This is a genomic window from Aureliella helgolandensis, assembly GCF_007752135.1.
Taxonomy (GTDB): domain Bacteria; phylum Planctomycetota; class Planctomycetia; order Pirellulales; family Pirellulaceae; genus Aureliella; species Aureliella helgolandensis.
Genome location: NZ_CP036298.1, coordinates 7,199,024 through 7,215,854 on the forward strand (window position 1 = coordinate 7,199,024; position 16,831 = coordinate 7,215,854).

General features: G+C 55.9%; 10 protein-coding genes. 3 read left to right on the forward strand and 7 right to left on the reverse strand.

All coding sequences use genetic code 11. The features are described from left to right. The first annotated feature begins 90 nt into the window (after positions 1-90). Complete coding sequence (gene gltB, locus Q31a_RS25485; protein WP_145084284.1) at positions 91-4,686, forward strand: glutamate synthase large subunit; 4,596 nt, start codon at positions 91-93, stop codon at positions 4,684-4,686. 140 nt (positions 4,687-4,826) lie between these two features. Then, on the forward strand, positions 4,827-6,413 hold the full coding sequence (locus tag Q31a_RS25490) for a glutamate synthase subunit beta (protein WP_145084287.1): 1,587 nt from the start codon (positions 4,827-4,829) through the stop codon (positions 6,411-6,413). Positions 6,414-6,511: 98 nt separating this feature from the next. On the opposite strand, the gene Q31a_RS25495 is transcribed toward Q31a_RS25490, so the two are convergent. Together Q31a_RS25495 and galE are read right to left on the reverse strand one after the other, a co-directional pair. Then, positions 6,512-7,858 (reverse strand): 1-acyl-sn-glycerol-3-phosphate acyltransferase, encoded by a 1,347-nt coding sequence (locus Q31a_RS25495; RefSeq protein WP_145084290.1) that lies wholly within the window; start codon positions 7,856-7,858, stop codon positions 6,512-6,514. Positions 7,859-7,871: 13 nt separating this feature from the next. Next, positions 7,872-8,855: a UDP-glucose 4-epimerase GalE gene (galE, locus tag Q31a_RS25500; protein WP_145084293.1), complete on the reverse strand. Its 984-nt coding sequence runs from the start codon at positions 8,853-8,855 to the stop codon at positions 7,872-7,874. A 229-nt stretch (positions 8,856-9,084) separates the two neighbouring features. Here galE and xerD point away from each other — a divergent pair, with 229 nt between their 5' ends. Further along, positions 9,085-10,044 carry a site-specific tyrosine recombinase XerD gene (xerD, locus tag Q31a_RS25505; protein WP_145084296.1) on the forward strand — a complete coding sequence of 320 codons (960 nt, stop codon included), beginning with the start codon at positions 9,085-9,087 and terminating at the stop codon, positions 10,042-10,044. Between the two features lie 424 nt (positions 10,045-10,468). Here xerD and Q31a_RS25510 read toward each other — a convergent pair whose 3' ends face one another. The 5 genes from Q31a_RS25510 to Q31a_RS25530 form a co-directional block, all read right to left on the reverse strand. Continuing rightward, positions 10,469-10,948: an ExbD/TolR family protein gene (locus Q31a_RS25510; RefSeq protein ID WP_145084300.1), complete on the reverse strand. Its 480-nt coding sequence runs from the start codon at positions 10,946-10,948 to the stop codon at positions 10,469-10,471. Then, complete coding sequence (locus tag Q31a_RS25515) at positions 10,949-11,383, reverse strand: ExbD/TolR family protein (protein ID WP_145084303.1); 435 nt, start codon at positions 11,381-11,383, stop codon at positions 10,949-10,951. A 63-nt stretch (positions 11,384-11,446) separates the two neighbouring features. Next, on the reverse strand, positions 11,447-12,280 hold the full coding sequence (locus Q31a_RS25520) for a MotA/TolQ/ExbB proton channel family protein (RefSeq protein ID WP_145084306.1): 834 nt from the start codon (positions 12,278-12,280) through the stop codon (positions 11,447-11,449). Positions 12,281-12,423: 143 nt separating this feature from the next. Continuing rightward, positions 12,424-13,521 carry a tetratricopeptide repeat protein gene (locus Q31a_RS25525; protein WP_145084310.1) on the reverse strand — a complete coding sequence of 366 codons (1,098 nt, stop codon included), beginning with the start codon at positions 13,519-13,521 and terminating at the stop codon, positions 12,424-12,426. 113 nt (positions 13,522-13,634) lie between these two features. Then, complete coding sequence (locus Q31a_RS25530) at positions 13,635-16,772, reverse strand: coiled-coil domain-containing protein (protein ID WP_145084313.1); 3,138 nt, start codon at positions 16,770-16,772, stop codon at positions 13,635-13,637. Between the last annotated feature and the right edge of the window lie 59 nt (positions 16,773-16,831).

Sequence of the window (16,831 nt, forward strand, 5' to 3'; positions counted from 1 at the left end):
GCTGCTGAAAGCAGTCGCTGCGATTGCCCAACAACACGATACATCAAAGAATATTGCATAGAAACTATCAAGTACAGATCGGACCGAATCATGAAACCAGGAACTCATCTGCCAGACGCTCACGGCCTCTACGACCCTGCCTTTGAACATGATTCTTGTGGTGTTGGCTTTGTGGCTCATATTAAAGGCGAGCGCAGCCACCAGAACGTCGTCGATGCACACGTCTTACTGATGGCGATGGAGCACCGTGGCGGTTGCGGATGTGAAGACAATACTGGTGACGGTGCTGGAATGCTGACCGCACTTCCGCACGAGTTCATAGCCAAGGTGGCCCAAGCGGAGCTTGGTGCAACGTTGCCCGAGCCGGGAAAATTCGCGGCAGGCATCGTCTTCCTACCCCGGGCTGCAGCTGCACGGGAAGCCTGCAAAACGGCCATTAATGCGCTAATCGCTGAGTGTGGTCAGAAGTTGGTTGGCTGGCGGAAGGTACCTCAAGCCACAGATGCGGCCAACATCGGGCCTGCGGCACGCGCCGCCGAACCCTTTATGGAAATGCTAATCGTGGCCGCCGGGGGCGACCTGGCGGGCGATGACTTCGAGCGTCAGCTGTACATCATTCGCAAGCGAGCCAGTCATCTATTGCGTGGCGATGAAGCCATCGAGCAACGCGAGCTGTTCTACATTTGCAGTTTGTCGACGAAGGTCATCATCTACAAAGGCATGTTGACCACGGCTCAAGTTGTGCCCTACTACCCCGACTTGCAAGACCCCGATTTCACCACACACCTGGCGATGGTGCACTCCCGGTTCAGCACCAATACGTTCCCGAGTTGGGATCGCGCGCAACCCTTCCGCTACATGAGCCACAATGGCGAGATCAATACGCTACGGGGCAACAAGAACTGGATGACCGCACGTCAGGGTAAGGTCAGTAGTGATTTGTTCGGAGAGCAGATCAAGGATCTATATCCGATTTGCGAACCCGACTGCAGCGACTCCGGAACCTTCGACAACGTGCTGGAGTTCTTGCTGCTGAGCGGCCGCTCTCTCCAAGAGGCAGTCATGATGATGGTGCCCGAAGCGTGGCAGAAGCATGACACCATGTCCGAGAGCAAGCGTGCCTTCTACGAGTACCAGTCGTGCCTGATGGAGCCCTGGGATGGGCCGGCCTCCATTAGCTTTACCGACGGTAATTTCATCGGCGCTGTTTTGGATCGTAATGGATTGCGTCCCAGTCGCTATTACATCACGCACGATGACCGCGTGATCATGGCGAGTGAAGTGGGCGCGCTGCCGATCGATCCTGCCAACGTCAAAGCCAAGGGACGCTTGCAACCTGGACAAATGTTTTTGGTCGACTTCAACGAGGGTCGGTTGATTCCTGATGAAGAACTGAAGCAGAAGTTCGCCGCCAAACAGGACTACCGACAATGGTTGTGCGACCAACGCATCCAGTTGAATGATCTAGCCCAGGCCCCAGATGCCCATGGATTCTCTCCCGAGACGCTGCTAGCCCGCATGCAGGCCTTCGGTTTCACTACCGAAACCATGCAATTCATGCTGCTCCCCCTCATTCGTGAGAAGCGTGATCCCGTTGGCTCAATGGGCAATGACAGTGCGTTGGCTTGCTTGAGCGACAAATCTCGATTGCTGTATGACTACTTCAAGCAATTGTTTGCACAGGTGACGAATCCCGCGATCGACTCCATTCGCGAAGAGATCATCATGTCTCTGGAGTGCTACATCGGGCCAGAGCAGAACTTGCTAGAAGCGACTCCCGAACATTGCCATCGGCTATTGATTCCACACCCGATCCTATCCAACGAAGAGCTCGCTTCGCTCAAGCAGATGGACCATCGAGGCTGGAAAACGCAGACGATCGACATCACCTTCCCACGTGCCGAAGGCAAAGCGGGCATGATGGCAGCACTGGACCGCATCTGTTCAGAGGCAGAACAGGCGATTGCTGCTGGCTTCTCCTTAATCATCCTGTCGGATCGTGCCGTGAGTGCAGATCGCGTCCCGTTGCCAACTCTATTGGCATCGGGTTGTGTCCATCACCATCTGGTTGATAGCAGCCTCCGGACGCAAATTGGGATCATCCTTGAGACCGGTGAGGCGCGAGAAGTGCATCACTTCTGCCTGCTGGTGGGCTATGGTGCCGATGGCATCAACCCCTACCTGGCCTTCGAAGCGTTGTGGCAAGCCAACGCAGATGGGCTCATCGAATCCAAGGAAGGCATGGACGACAGCAAAATTGTGGCCGTCTACCGCAAGAGTGTGGCCAAGGGCATTCTGAAGGTTATGGCCAAGATGGGCATCTCGACGCTGCAATCCTACAAAGGCGCGCAGATCTTCGAAGCCATCGGGCTCAAGGACGAAGTGATCGACAAGTGCTTTACCCATACACCGAGTCGCGTCCAAGGCGTCGATTTTAGTGTCTTGGCTGAAGAGACACTCCGGCGACACTCTATCGGCTTTCCGCTCCGCAAGGAATTCGCACTGCCTACCCTATCCAACCCCGGTGAGTTTCACTGGCGTGCCCAAGGTGAGAGCCACGGTTGGACTCCTACTCGCATTGCGAATCTGCAAGCGGCAGCCCGCACCAACAGTCGCGATGCGTACAAGGCCTATTCCGACGAGATCAACACGGAAAATCGCCGGCGTTGCAATTTGCGTGGCTTGCTGAAGTTCAGAGAAAATGTCAACGGCGGTCCCGTTCCATTGGCAGAGGTTGAACCGGCCAGCGAGATCGTCAAACGATTCTGCACCGGTGCCATGAGCTTCGGGTCGATTTCGGCCGAGTCTCACGAGTCCTTAGCTATCGCGATGAATCGGCTCGGTGGAAAGAGCAATACCGGGGAAGGTGGCGAAGATCCAGAACGCTTCATCCCCATGCCCAACGGGGACTCCAAGCGTTCCGCCATTAAGCAAATCGCATCGGGACGGTTTGGAGTCACAGCGAACTACTTGACCAATGCAGATGAGCTTCAAATCAAAATCTCTCAGGGTGCAAAACCTGGTGAAGGTGGGGAATTGCCTGGCCATAAGGTCGACGACAATATCGCCCGCATTCGCTACTCCACTCCCGGAGTAGGTTTGATCAGCCCTCCCCCTCACCACGACATTTATTCGATTGAGGATCTGGCCCAGCTGATCCACGATTTGAAGAATGCCAATCCTTCAGCCAGAGTCAGCGTCAAGCTGGTTTCCGAGGTCGGAGTCGGCACGGTAGCGGCGGGAGTTGCTAAGGCCAAGGCGGACCACATCCTAATTTCCGGCGATTCTGGCGGAACCGGGGCATCGCCACTGACCAGTATCAAACACGCCGGCCTCCCCTGGGAGCTGGGGATTGCAGAGACGCATCAGACGCTGGTCATGAATGACCTGCGGAGCCGAGTCGTGCTGCAAACCGATGGTGGTTTGAAAACCGGTCGCGACGTCGTCCTCGGTGCATTGTTAGGGGCTGAGGAGATCGGCTTTGCCACCGCACCATTGATTACCCTCGGGTGCATCATGATGCGTAAATGCCACCTCAACACTTGCCCCGTGGGCATTGCGACTCAGGATCCCGTCTTGCGGAAGAAATTCAAGGGCAAGCCAGAGCACGTCGTCAACTTCCTGTTTATGGTGGCGGAAGAAGCTCGCTCGCATATGGCTGCGTTGGGCTTCCGCACTTGGAATGAGATGGTCGGTCGAGTGGACGTGCTGGATGTCGAAGAGGCCGTTGAGCACTGGAAAGCCGACGGTATCGACCTAACCTCCTTGCTCACTCCCGCCCGAAAGCTGCGTGAAGATTCCGACGTTATCTGCACGCGACTCCAGGACCACGGGTTGAATATCTCTCTCGATTCCACCACCCTAGTTCCCGGCTGTCAGGCTGCGATTCAGGATGGCAAGCCGATCGAGATGGAATTGCCGATCGTCAATACGAATCGAACCGTTGGCACAATCCTCAGCCACGAGATTACCAAGCGTTGGGGCGCCGACGGTCTGCCAGACAACACCATCCACCTCAAGTTCAACGGCTCAGCAGGTCAAAGCTTTGGGGCCTGGGCCGTCAGCGGGTTGACTATGGAATTGGAAGGCGACTGCAATGACTATGTCGGCAAGGGGCTGTCCGGTGGGCGGCTGATTGTTTACCCTCCCAAGAACAGCTCCTTTGCGGCAGAAGAAAACATCCTGGTTGGGAATGTCTGCCTGTATGGGGCCACCACGGGTCGCGCCTTCTTCCGCGGTAAAGCAGCCGAGCGATTCTGCGTTCGCAACAGTGGTGCCTGGACGGTCGTCGAAGGGGTTGGCGATCATGGTTGCGAATACATGACCGGCGGACGCGTCATCATCCTGGGTTCCACCGGCAGAAACTTTGCGGCCGGCATGTCGGGCGGAATCGCCTACGTGTGGGCACCAGACCTGGAAGCTTTCCGCCTCAAGTGCAACTTGGGCACGGTTCTGCTTGAAGAAGTCGTGGAAGATCGCGACAAAGCCGAATTGCTGGAGATGATTACCGATCACCGCGAGTTCACCGGCTCCACGGTGGCTGAACGGATCATCCAAGACTGGCCTGCCTCCCTGAAGAACTTTGTCAAAGTCATGCCCGTGGATTACAAACGGGTTCTCCTGGAGCGGTCGCAGCACGACGAGGAACAAGAGGCCGACGTGCACAGCGAAGCTGTCATCAAGTAGGCTCCTGGTCGCTGAGACTTTGCAGCTTCACCTCCCCCGCAGCAACCAGCGGGGAGGGAGAAGAGCAGGGGGGTAGAGCAGACCCTCGCCCCCCACCCTAACGCAGACATTGATTGGAATAAGCATACAGAAAGTAAGTTATGGGCAAGCCAACTGGATTTAAAGAGATTCCTCGCAAGCAACTTCCCTACCGCGATGAAATGGAACGACTTGGCGATTTCGGCGAGATTTTCACCGAAGGAGATCCCGCACATCTCCAATCGCAGGGTGCCCGATGCATGGATTGCGGAGTGCCTTTCTGCCAATCGGCGACGGGTTGCCCCATTGAGAATTTGATCCCCGAATGGAACGACTTGGTCTACCGTGGGCGTTGGCGCGAGGCGCTCGCAAGACTCCACAAGACGAATAACTTCCCCGAGTTCACCGGACGAGCGTGCCCCGCTCCCTGCGAAGGTGCTTGCGTGCTGGGAATTATTGAACCAGCAGTGACCATCAAGAACATTGAGAATGCCATCATCGACCGCGGCTTTGCCGAGGGATGGGTGAAACCCGAACCACCAACCTCCCGCACCGGCAAGCGTGTCGCTGTGGTCGGGTCCGGCCCCGCTGGCCTGGCCGCGGCCGCCCAGCTCAACAAAGTGGGACATCAAGTGACCGTCTACGAGCGTGCCGACCGAATCGGTGGCTTGCTGATGTACGGAATCCCCTGGATGAAGCTCGGCAAAGATGTCGTTGAACGGCGAGTCCAACTGCTGAGGGACGAGGGAATTGAATTTGTTACCTGTGCACATGTGGGTAAGAAAGAGGATTTCCCCGCAGGACACATGACGCAGATCATGGAGGAGCGTGGCTGCAAAATGCAGTACATCGACCCGAATGACTTGTTGAAAGAGTTCGATGCCCTGTTAATGGCTACGGGTGCGACGAAGTCCTTCGATCCCACCGCGCGCTGTCCCGGTCGTGATCTGAAGGGTATCTACAACGCCATGGATTTCTTGGCACGGAACACCAAGAGTCTTCTCGACTCTAAACTTGCCGACGGTGCTTACACATCAGCCAAAGATCTAGACGTGATTGTCATTGGCGGCGGCGACACCGGTGCCGACTGCATCGGTACCTCCATGCGACATGGTTGCAAGAGCATTGCCAATTTTGAATTGCTCGATACTCCTCCCGTAGAGCGCGCCGACAACAACCCCTGGCCGCAATGGCCGCGCATCTATCGACTCGACTACTCCCACGCGGAAGTCAAGGCGAAGTGGGGTGAAGACCCTCGCGCCTACAACATTCTCACCAAGGAGTTCATCGGTGATAAAAACGGCAAGCTCACTGGGGTGAAGACCGTTTCCGTCGACTGGAGCAAGCCGGGAGAAAAAGCTCCCTTTAGCGAAGTGCCAGGCAGCGAAAAGATATGGCCTGCCGACTTGGTCTTGCTTGCCACCGGATTTGTCGGCCCCGAACTGGAAGTCGCCACAATGCTCGGCCTCGAGACACAGAATCCTCGTGGTAATTGGCAAACCTTTGTCGGCGAGCATGGACGATTCACCACCAACGTCGAAAAGGTCTTCGCTGCAGGAGATTGTCGGCGCGGACAGTCGCTTGTCGTATGGGCAATCAACGAGGGGCGTGGTGCTGCCAGAGCAATCGATATCTATCTGCAAGGCGGCAGCACCCTACCGGCACCTGGAGTCACCCAAGGCCAAGCTCTGGTGCAACTCACCGTCTAGAGCAAAGCTCCAACCATTGCGTCCCTGCCAGTTCGGGCTCATCCCAACTGGCAGGAAACGCGAAGCCAGCAGAGCACGAACCGGTCACCAACCGGCCTCTACCGCACCGTGCTGAGAGCACCCGCTTCATAGGGCCTCGCTTCCGTCGACAACTGCCCCAGCATCTCACGCAAGGAGCTCTCGAGCTGGCTCATGATCGGGTCGCGTTCGCCACGGGGAGGGCGGTCGGTCGGAACCACAATAGCAGCCCCCACCTGCAGGACCGCATGCAAGGGACGCGGGATTGTGGCGCGGTCTAAGACATCCTCCTGAATGCGTTCAACAGACTCAAGAATGCGAGTGTCCGTCGGGGAGACGAGATAGTCACTGGGGTGCGACGCAATCTGCTGTGCGAGGTAAATCTCCGACAGGGCTTGCCAGACCTCGCCACGGCGGGACTCGGGCACTTTCTGTCGTAAAAGTTGCGGGACGATGACTGCTCGGAGATGCTTTATGCGGGGCAGCAGCGTGAGCTGGCGTTTTATGCTTCCATCGCTGGTGGAATCACCCACGGCAACAATGCCAGATGGTCCGCCAGAGCCTTGAGCCAGCGTGGCCCCCGGCTCTTTACCCTGCCCAGCTTCTCCACGGAAGCCCTGCAACCATTGCTGTTCCAAGGGACGCAGCAATCGCTCGATCAACGCCTGTTGGCGCATCTGAAAAGTCCCTGCCTGCGACGCGCCGAAGTACTCGACTTCCTTGATCGACAGGATGACTTCGTAGAGCCGATAAATGCGTTCGACCAAAGAAGCTTCCGGAAGTGGCTTGCCGAGAAGCAGACGCTGTTCCAAGGACTGTAGCGTCGGATGCGTCGTGCGTTCCAGATCCCCGCGAAAGAGATACTTAATCGCAACAGGATGGATCACGACTTCCCCACCGTCTACCGCCTGACGCTTGCGAGCAGCGGCTCGCGCCAAGAATGCAACTCCCTCCAATAACGGTTGCAGCCGATCGTTCGTGCGAAAGACGGTCCCTTCCGGGAACACGACGAGAGGACGTTTGGCCTCGGTCAGAATGCCGATGGCGGTTTCTAAGGATTGACGATCGTGCCCCTCGCGGTACACGCTGAAACCACCACACAAGCGAATGGCTAGTGCCTGAAACCAGTGCTGATTGAACAAATGCCAACTAGCCATCGCGAACAGGTGGACGCCCACGGTGCGCGCCAACCATCCCATGGCCAGCGGATCGGCGTAGCGGCAATGGTTGGGGGCGAGCAAGATTCCACGCCGTTGAGCGAGCGAGTCACGCAGATGTTCAGCCCCGCGAATCTCGTACGACTGAACCCCTTCAAAGTAATTGAGATAGCCATCGACGAGTCTCGTTCCCTGAATTATCGAGGAGGGCCAACCACTCCGGCAGGGCGAGATGAAGCGATAGGGTTTCTCAACAATGATCGGTTGCATGTCAGTGGCGAGTCTAGCTTGCGTATCCTCGTGGGTGGGACTGATGCCACTTCCACGCAGTATCCACGATCTCTTCAATTTCCAAATACTTGGGAGACCACCCCAGCAGGCGGTGTGCCAAGGAGCTATCGGCAATCAACTCGGCCGGATCACCTGGCCGCCTTGGCTCCAAGGTAACGGGGATGGGGTGCCCAGTAATCTTACGACATGCCTCCACGATATCCAAGACACTCTGGCCTCGCCCCGTACCGAGATTGACCTGAATGTTTGTGCCAGGCTCGAGATGACTCAGAGCGCGTTGGTGCGCATCGGCCAAATCGTCGACGTGAATATAATCACGAATACAGGTTCCATCGGGCGTAGCGTAGTCGTCACCAAAAATCCCGATGCGGGCCCGTTGGCCGAGCGCCGTCTGCAAGACGATGGGGATGAGGTGGCTTTCCGGATCATGGTCCTCACCGATATCTCCGTCTGGGCTGGCCCCCGCAGCGTTGAAGTAACGCAAGGCGGCGCATCCGAAACCGTAGGCCTTCGCGTAGTCGGTCAACGCATGCTCGATCACGAGTTTTGTGAACCCGTACGGATTGATCGGAAGTTGTGGCGTGGTCTCAGCAATCGGAAATTTTTCGGGTTGCCCATAAGTTGCCGTGGTACTGGAAAACACGATCCGCCAGACCCCTGCAGACCGCATCGCTTCCAATAGATCCAGCGTAGCGGTCACGTTATTTTGGTAGTACATGGCCGGATGCGCGACCGACTCCCCAACCAGAGCGAAGGCGGCAAAATGCATCACCGCTTCGATGCGGTGCTTGGCAAAGATGGCTTCAAGGTGAGCGCGATCCGAGATTTCGCCTTCGATCAATTTGCCTTCGGGAACGCTGGCAGCATGGCCCCGAGAGAGATTGTCGTATACCCACACCTCGTGCCCCGCGCGAACCAACTGGCGGACGGTGTGAGAGCCCACGTAGCCCGCGCCACCTATGACCAAAATCTTCATCGGGAAAAACCTCGCATTCGATCAAATGCGCGCAGTCGCGCAGGAAGTCTAGCTGATTGGACAAAGTATTGTGGCAGATCGACTACCGCTGCTGTCTAGCGTCGACAATTACAAGTATGGGCAATGTATCAACTCAGCACGGAACCGTTAACCGCGATCGTGCCGATTGTAGAGGGAATTTGTAGGATTGGCAGACTGACGTTCTCTCCACGAACATTAAGGTGCAAGCGTGGCAAGTAAACTCCGCAAATTACGTGAACAGGGTGGGGCGACCGCACCTCCCGAGCTAGCACTGGAGACCTCCTCCGACTGGCATCAAAAATTCACCGACTACCTCCGCTCCGAATGCCATCTAGCCAAAAACACCGTCGAATCGTACGGACGTGACCTGCAGCGATTGCTACGGTGGTGCGATAGGCGACCGGTCCAACAGCTACAAATGGCGGACTTAAGCCAGTTTGTCGCTTGGCTGCAAACCGAAGGCTTGGCGCCCAGCTCCATCTCGCGGGCCATCGTCACCGTTCGCATGTTTTTCAAATATCTGCAGCTCGAGGGGGTCGTGCAAGACAACCCCTCCGAATTGCTCGAATCGCAAAAGATGTGGCAGCGGATCCCCAAGGCCATTACCCCCGCGGCGGTCGAGCGATTCCTTCAAGCTCCCAAGAAATACGATACCTATTGGCAGCGTGATTGCGCCATCCTGGAGCTGCTCTATGCCACCGGCTGCCGTGTTTCCGAGGTTTCCAACTTGCTGACGGCTAACGTGCAACTCAAGGAAGGCTACTGCCTGGTCGAAGGGAAGGGTTCGAAACAGCGGATGGTCCCTATTGGGGAGCAGGCGGCCAAGGCGATTCGGCTCTACCTCGAGGAGCTGCGGAGCACTCTGGTTGGAGAGCAATTGCCGGAGAAGACTCCCTGGCTGATTCTCTCACGGACTGGCAAACGGTTGCGGCGAGAGGCAATCTGGGAATTGGTCAAACGCTACGCTCTGCGCGCTGATGTCGATCCAGAAATTAGCCCGCACACCCTCCGGCATAGCTTTGCGACTCACATGCTCACCGGCGGTGCCGACTTGCGGCAGATCCAGGAATTGCTGGGGCACGCTAGCATCCAAACGACGCAGATTTACACCCAAGTCGAAAGTTCACGCCTGAAGCGGATTCACCGTCAATTCCACCCACGCGCGTGACGCCAATGCGTCACATCTCTAAATCCAATTGAATGCCAGCCACTACGCGAGCAGCGAAGTTGTTGTAGAGCAACGCCCCGACAAATCCAGCTACCAAGCCTATCAGACCATACAGCACCGGTGAGACAACTCAGCCCCCCCGCTACCGCCAATTAGCAAACGGACCGTTGCGCTTGCAATGCTACCGGCGAACGCGATCTGCGAGATTGCAATCAAGAACATCACACTACCGGCGAGCAAGCCAAAGAACACATACATTGCGCCCGCTAGGAGTGCGACGAAGCAGCGCGTTGACTCGTTTAATTCGCACCGTTCGCGTGCCCGCCTCAGGGCTTAGTGGCGGAGCAAGCGGATGCGGAGTCTCCTAGGGATTGTTTGATTCCCTCGTCGGATTTCTGCAATGGCAAACACGCGGCTCGCAGACTTACTTGCGTTGCTTGGCGAATTTGATGCGATCGATCAATTTGACAATGTCATTCCCGCTACGGTAGCCAGTGACACTGGTGATTGCCGAGATGACGTGCACGTAGTGCAAATCGTAATCGAGATCGATCTCGACTTCCGGGCCTTCCTCTTCGCCAGGGCCAGCCGCGTCCCCGACCAGTCCTACGATATACCCCCGCAATTTCTCCCAGTCGGTACCGAAGGAAAGATTGTCGTTGAGCACAATTTCTTGCAGTCCGCCAGCTCCGTTAGAGATCAACCGTAGCTTGAGCGGCAACTGGGTATTGTCGGATGGTCCCGAGACTCCCTCGAGAGGCATTTTGACATTAAAATCCCCTTCTTGGGCACTAATTTTGAAAGTCATCACAAAGAACACGAGCAACAGGAAAACGATGTCGATCATGGATGTCATCGACAACTCGGTCTTGTCAGCCGTTTGACTTCGATGGCGGAATTTCATCTAAATCTCCTCCTTCACGCGCAGTGCAAATTGTTCAAAGCCAAGTTCCTGACACTTGTTGATCAAATCTTGGACGCGGCCTCCAGGTACCGTCTGGTGCCCGCGGATGATGATGTTCGCATCCCGAGCCGTCTTCTTATCCAGTTGCATCACCGCAATTTCAGGCGACATCCGAGAGCGTAGCGCCTCCAAGGGGATTTCATCGCCTCCAATGACTAGCGTGCCATCGCGCGTCATGTGAATGATGATGGGATACTCCAGTGGTACCGCAACGGGCTTGGCCAATTCGCTCGTTGGTAGCACCACCCTGTCGTTTTGCTCACTCTGCGAAAAATTGATGAGCACCATAAAGAAGGCTATCAACTGGAACGTCATATCGATCATAGGGGTCAAATCCGCTTCGGCTTGCGGAGTATTCTGACGCTTAATTCTCATCGTTGAACTCTCATCGTGTTTTCCCTGCAAAAGGCACAGTAGGCGATGTACACAACCGTTTGCTTAAGCTCGGAAACGCTCTAGGAGTTCTTCGCTGGTAACGCCCACCTGCAGCGTCAGGCGTTGCACGCGGTTGCGGAGAATGTTGTAAACCGCAATGGCGGGGATAGCGACGGCCAGACCGGCCAGCGTGGTGAACAGAGCCGTGGAAATGTCCATCGCCAACGCATCGGGCTTCGGGGTCGACCCCGAGGTGGCAATGGTTCGGAAAGCGCTGATCATCCCTTGGACGGTCCCAAACAGCCCGATCATCGGACTGATATTCCCGATCAAGGCCATGTAGCTCAGGTTGTGTTCGAGCTTCATGGTCTCTTCCTCGCCGACTTCTTGCATCGCCTCCACGGCATGCTCATAACCTCGGTCTATCTTCGACAGCCCCGATGCAACAACCTGCCCCAAGAAAGAGTCGTCAGTCTGAATTAATTCGGCTGCTCCCTGAGGATTATTTGCTGCCAACTGCTCTTCCACCCCCTCGACCAAATCGGGTGGACAAATATTGTCTTGCCGAGCTGCAATCAAGTTCATGACAATTAGCGTCACCAGCGTGATCGACAAAGCAGCAAAGATTACGGTGTAGGGAATTCCGAGCGCTTGAAACGTCCACACCAACAAGTTGGAAGAAGCTTTCTGCCCACCCGATTCAGCCGCCTCACCAGCAGGCCCTGGCGCGGGTGCGTCGTCCGCTGGAGCATCGGCGACCGGGGCCGGTTCTGCAGCGGGCTGCTCTCCCAACGCATCCAGCAATTCATCTTGCCCCAGCGAGACATGGGCCGGTACCAGAAAGAGTCCCAATAGAATGGCTACGAATGGCCAGCGAGCTAGCAGAGAGTATTGCATAGTTGTATTTTTCCAGAAAACGGGCTGACAATCACGCCAGCAAGATAAGGTGTTAATCGCGTGGGTTGATTAAAGGGATGGAAGTTGGTTCCCCAAGAGATCGATCAGGCATGCTCTGTGAGCGCTAGTTAACGCATCTCTCTTTAGGGTTTGTTGGCCCAAGTGCTGGATGCATAGCGTTGGGTCAATCGGGCTTTAGCATCTGCGGCTCGCGCCGCCTGTCCTGCCCCAGGCCATAGTTTGCTCAGCTGATACAGAGCTTCCGCATGGGCATCGGCTTCGGTGAAAAACAACAAGTCGGTATGTAGATAGCTTAGAATGGCGCGATCGGGTTGCTTCATGGCAAGGAAGCAGGCTCCCTTGGCATTGCTAATGCGAGCAAACAATTCCTGATCGGTCGAATCGCCCGTCTTGACCATGGAATTGAGTTGGTCAAGGGCCGCCTGTGGATCGTCAGCTTGCAATTTGCAAACAGCCAACCCAACCTCCGCCAAGTTCTTTAGGCGGGTCATCGCGGGCGAAGTACTCTGGGCGGTCGCTAGTTGATCAAAACGGGTCTTGGCTGCTGCGGTATTGCCTGCTGCTAATTCGACTTCCCCCAAACGGTACACTCCCATCGCGATGGTTTCCGGTGAGGGTGCCTCCAAGAGTTTCTCATAAAAGGGTTTGGCGTTCTGCCCCGCTGCGGCAGCCAGTTCCCCCAGCATTTCGCAGATCGGGTAGAAGTGGTGTGTTTGCGAATTAGCCCGCACGAGCGCCATCAAGCCGTCGTAGGCTTTCTTCTTGTCACCAGCTCCAGCCAATCCCAACTTCCCCTCGCAGTACGCGCGGTAGAACTCAATGTCTTGACGAATGAGAGGATTCTGAATACTGCTCAATTCAATCTTGTTGACTTCATCCAGGGCTTGATCGAATTGCCCCAACAAGACCTGCTCGCGGGCGCGATCGAGCTCCTTGGGTTCATCGTCGAAGGTGATTTTCCGCACATCGCTTAACTGATAGTTTTTAGGCTCATTGCGGACGGTAATCGTTACCTGGGCCGGTGTAATCTTCTGGAGGTCCCCCGACACCAGCGAGCCTTGAACGGGATACACTCGATCATCTGCGTCTGCGGGTCGCACTGCCAAACCAACGCATACCAAGGCACAGCCTAGGGCGAGTGCGAGCCGCAGATGGCTGCGAACGGGATCCCTGGCGGCAATATTCTTGGGAGCGACGTTTTGGGAAGCGACGGTGTGCATGGTGCTATTCCGGAAAATCAAACCTGCAAAATGGTTCATAAATCGATTGAATAAGGGACTGCTTTGTGGAGACAAGATCGAGATCGACCCGGGCACCGATTCATCGGACACTCCTAACCGTTACCTATCGCCTTGCGAACTTCTTTCAGGAGGGCCTCAAACTTTGCCTTGCTAGCCGGCCCCCCAAGCTCAGGATAGAGTGCCGAAGTTTGCTGAATATCCTTTTCGGCTCGCCGTAAAACAGACTCCTTTTGCGTGGCATCGGTGAGGCTGGCTCCGTACTTAAACCGCGTGTAAGCCAATTGATAGCGGGCGTCGAAGAATTGTTCTGCATAGTCTTCTTTACCGACCGTCATCTGGGCAATCTTTCCCCATCCCCAAAAGAGATTTTGACCGGTCTTACGGTCTCGGGGCCCCCCTTCGTAGGCCGTCTTGAAGAAGATCGGTTTCGTGCTACCCCAGGCTTGGAGCGTCCGAGCCGCCTCGATTTGCACATCGAGCAACATCGGAGTTTCACGCAGCACTTCCCCCAAGACGGCGACCGATCCAGCATAATCGCCCGCCCCTTTTCGGCTGCGTGCCAACAACAATTTGACTTGCGTTTGCATGGCTGAATCTTCGATCCAATCAGGTTCAGATTTGCTACGGTCGGCGATTCTGGCCAAGACGTTGGCGGCTTCCGCATAGGCGGGCCCAGCCTGGGGACGAGTCTTAGGATCACGACGCAATTCGTCCCCGACTGACAACAGCGTATCGGCGGCCCAATATTGCGTATTAAACGCATCGGCTTTGGCCGCCTCTCCGGCGACGATCGTGAAAAGGCTGGCCAAACGCTGGCGGCTAGCTGCGGATGTTGTTTCCTGCAACATATGCTCCAAGTCGCGAGCCAGGCTGACAAAAATACTTGCAAGGATTGTCTGGCCATCGGTGGCCGCATTGGCTACGCCCTGAAGACTCACAATGTAGGAACGAATACGATCGTTAGCCGCCGTATTCTCTAGCTTCCCCTCTGCAACTTGTCTGCCAATCAGCTGAATCGCCATGCGGTAACTATCCATCGCAATCGAAGCAGAGGCCAGATCGGGGTTGGCTTTTAAAACAGCCAAAGGCCCGGTCTCCTGATCCAACAGAATTGCAGTCGCTCGGTCGATTTGGTGGTCCGATAGCAAGAGATGCGTCAGTGCATTGAGGGTTGAAATGTCCGCTTCCACGATTGCCTCGGGCTTTAAGGCCTCACTCGCATTCGACAGCAATTCAATAGCTTGTGAGCGCGTATCCTGCAGCTTTTGAGCGTCGACATCCGGCAACCTTCGTTGTTGAAGGTATTGTGAATAGAGGGTCAATCCGACATCCCTGCGCAACGCAGTCCCGCTGCTGCTCTCCACTGGAATGCGTTTCAGCAGTGCCTGGGCCTGCTCCCACTGTCCAGCTTTCAAATGCAATTGCACCAGCGCCGCCGTAGCAGCGGCGGCCTCTTCCGATGCGGGCCAAGTGTCGCTCAGATACATTGCAAACGGCTTGAGCGCTGCGGTCAATTGCGCCTGCTGCTCTTCACCCACGGTGCGGAGTAGATCTCCATAACCTCCGAGCGTAATGGCCGCACACCTCAGTCCCTGTTCGCTGCCGGGATCGCTGCGCGCCGTAAATTCTCCAACGACAATGGCATCCCAAGGGCGATGCTGCTTGAGGAGGAGGTACGCCAACAGGAAACGGGAATGGGTTAAATCGGCCCGGCTATCTTCAGCTTGGAAAAGGCGAAAGCCGGTTTGAAGCAGTTCGATCGCCTGCTCTCGGTCGCGGTCAATTTGTGTCTGCTGGGCTGTGAGCTGCGCAGTGACCTCGTTTTTTTCCTCCTCCGTCAACGACGCATCCTGCTGCCTATCGGTAAGGGTTTGCAATTCGATGGTCGCCGTTTCAGAGCGGTTGAGTCGTTCTTCAGCAGCTGCCACTGCTTCGGAAAACGACTTTACCTTGGGAAGCTCTTCGCCTGAAGCGTCCTCTTCGGCGATACCAAGCTGAGAAAGCAGCGCTCGGGTCTCTTCAAGATGTGCACCCGGCGTTCTCAACATCACGCGCAGGTCGTTTCGACTATTGCGAATCAGACGACCGGCAACGCGGTCTTGACCATCGGCGGCCTTCAGCTTATCGGCCCAAGCCAACCGCACTTTGGCCAGCGCCAGTTTGAGCTTGAGCGTATCCACCGATTCCTTCTCATCTGGAAATAAATTGCTCAGCCATTTATCAGCCCGATCCACGGCTACAGGATACTTCCCCTGTCGTGCGAGTAGCTGCACCAGCTCGGTCAATGCATTGGTTTGTAAAGGCCGCAGGACATTGACGTTCTCGAGATCGATAATGCGTTGATATCCATCAATAGCATCGTCATACTTCTCGATCTCCTGTTGGAGCTTGCTGCGGTAGAAGAGCGCATAATTGCGGACTCCAATCATGCTGCGTTCTTTGGTATAGAGCTCGCTGAACATTTCCAAAGCGCGAGTTAGATCTTGGATGCGTTCTGGACTTTCCACCGCCCGACTATGCCCCCGGTCGTCAATGGCCTTGGCCGACAACAACTGCGCCTGTCTTAGATTTTGCTGAACTCGCTCTCGAAAGGCGATTGCACGCGAGTCAGAGGCGGCGACCCGAGCTCCCTTAAGCCCCTCCAGTCGCTGAGCCAATTCGGCGATCGTCGATTCAAACAGTTCATGCGCTTCGGTGTAGTACCGAATAGCTTCGGGGACGTCGGCCTCTTCGGAACCCGCCAGCGTCTTGGCTTCCTCAGCGCGAATGAGAAGAAGCTCCCCCAGTTTGAGCCGAGCTTCCCCACGCCGATTGTGATTCGGCTTGGTCTCGAGGAATTTTCGCAAATGAGAACCCGCTTCATCCAACTTGCTACTGCGAACTGGATTGGTAGGGGAGAGCACCGCCCCAGCTTGGTAGGTCAACAAACCTCGTTCCAATTCCAGTTCCGAGGCGAATTCGGCTCCAAGTTCGCCAGAGGCCTCAAGGTCATCTAGGTAAAGTAGGGCTAGGTCAAAAAGCTGTTCACTCTGCAACTTCGCCAAGAAACGCTGGTAGGGCTCCTCTGCCTGAACCAACGAATTGCTCGCGGGACTCATTAGCACCCCGCAGCATAACACTGCGGTCAGAGTGGTTTTCAGCAGACAAGTCAATATCGCTCTCATGGGCGTAGGCAGCGGGTCGAGTGTCGGAAGAGAAGGTGGAGCGTGAGAAAAGTAGATTACGAGCATAAGTCTACCCCATTTTTCTAGCGTAGCTTGATTGCGCGGTACACTCAAGCAAATGTTGT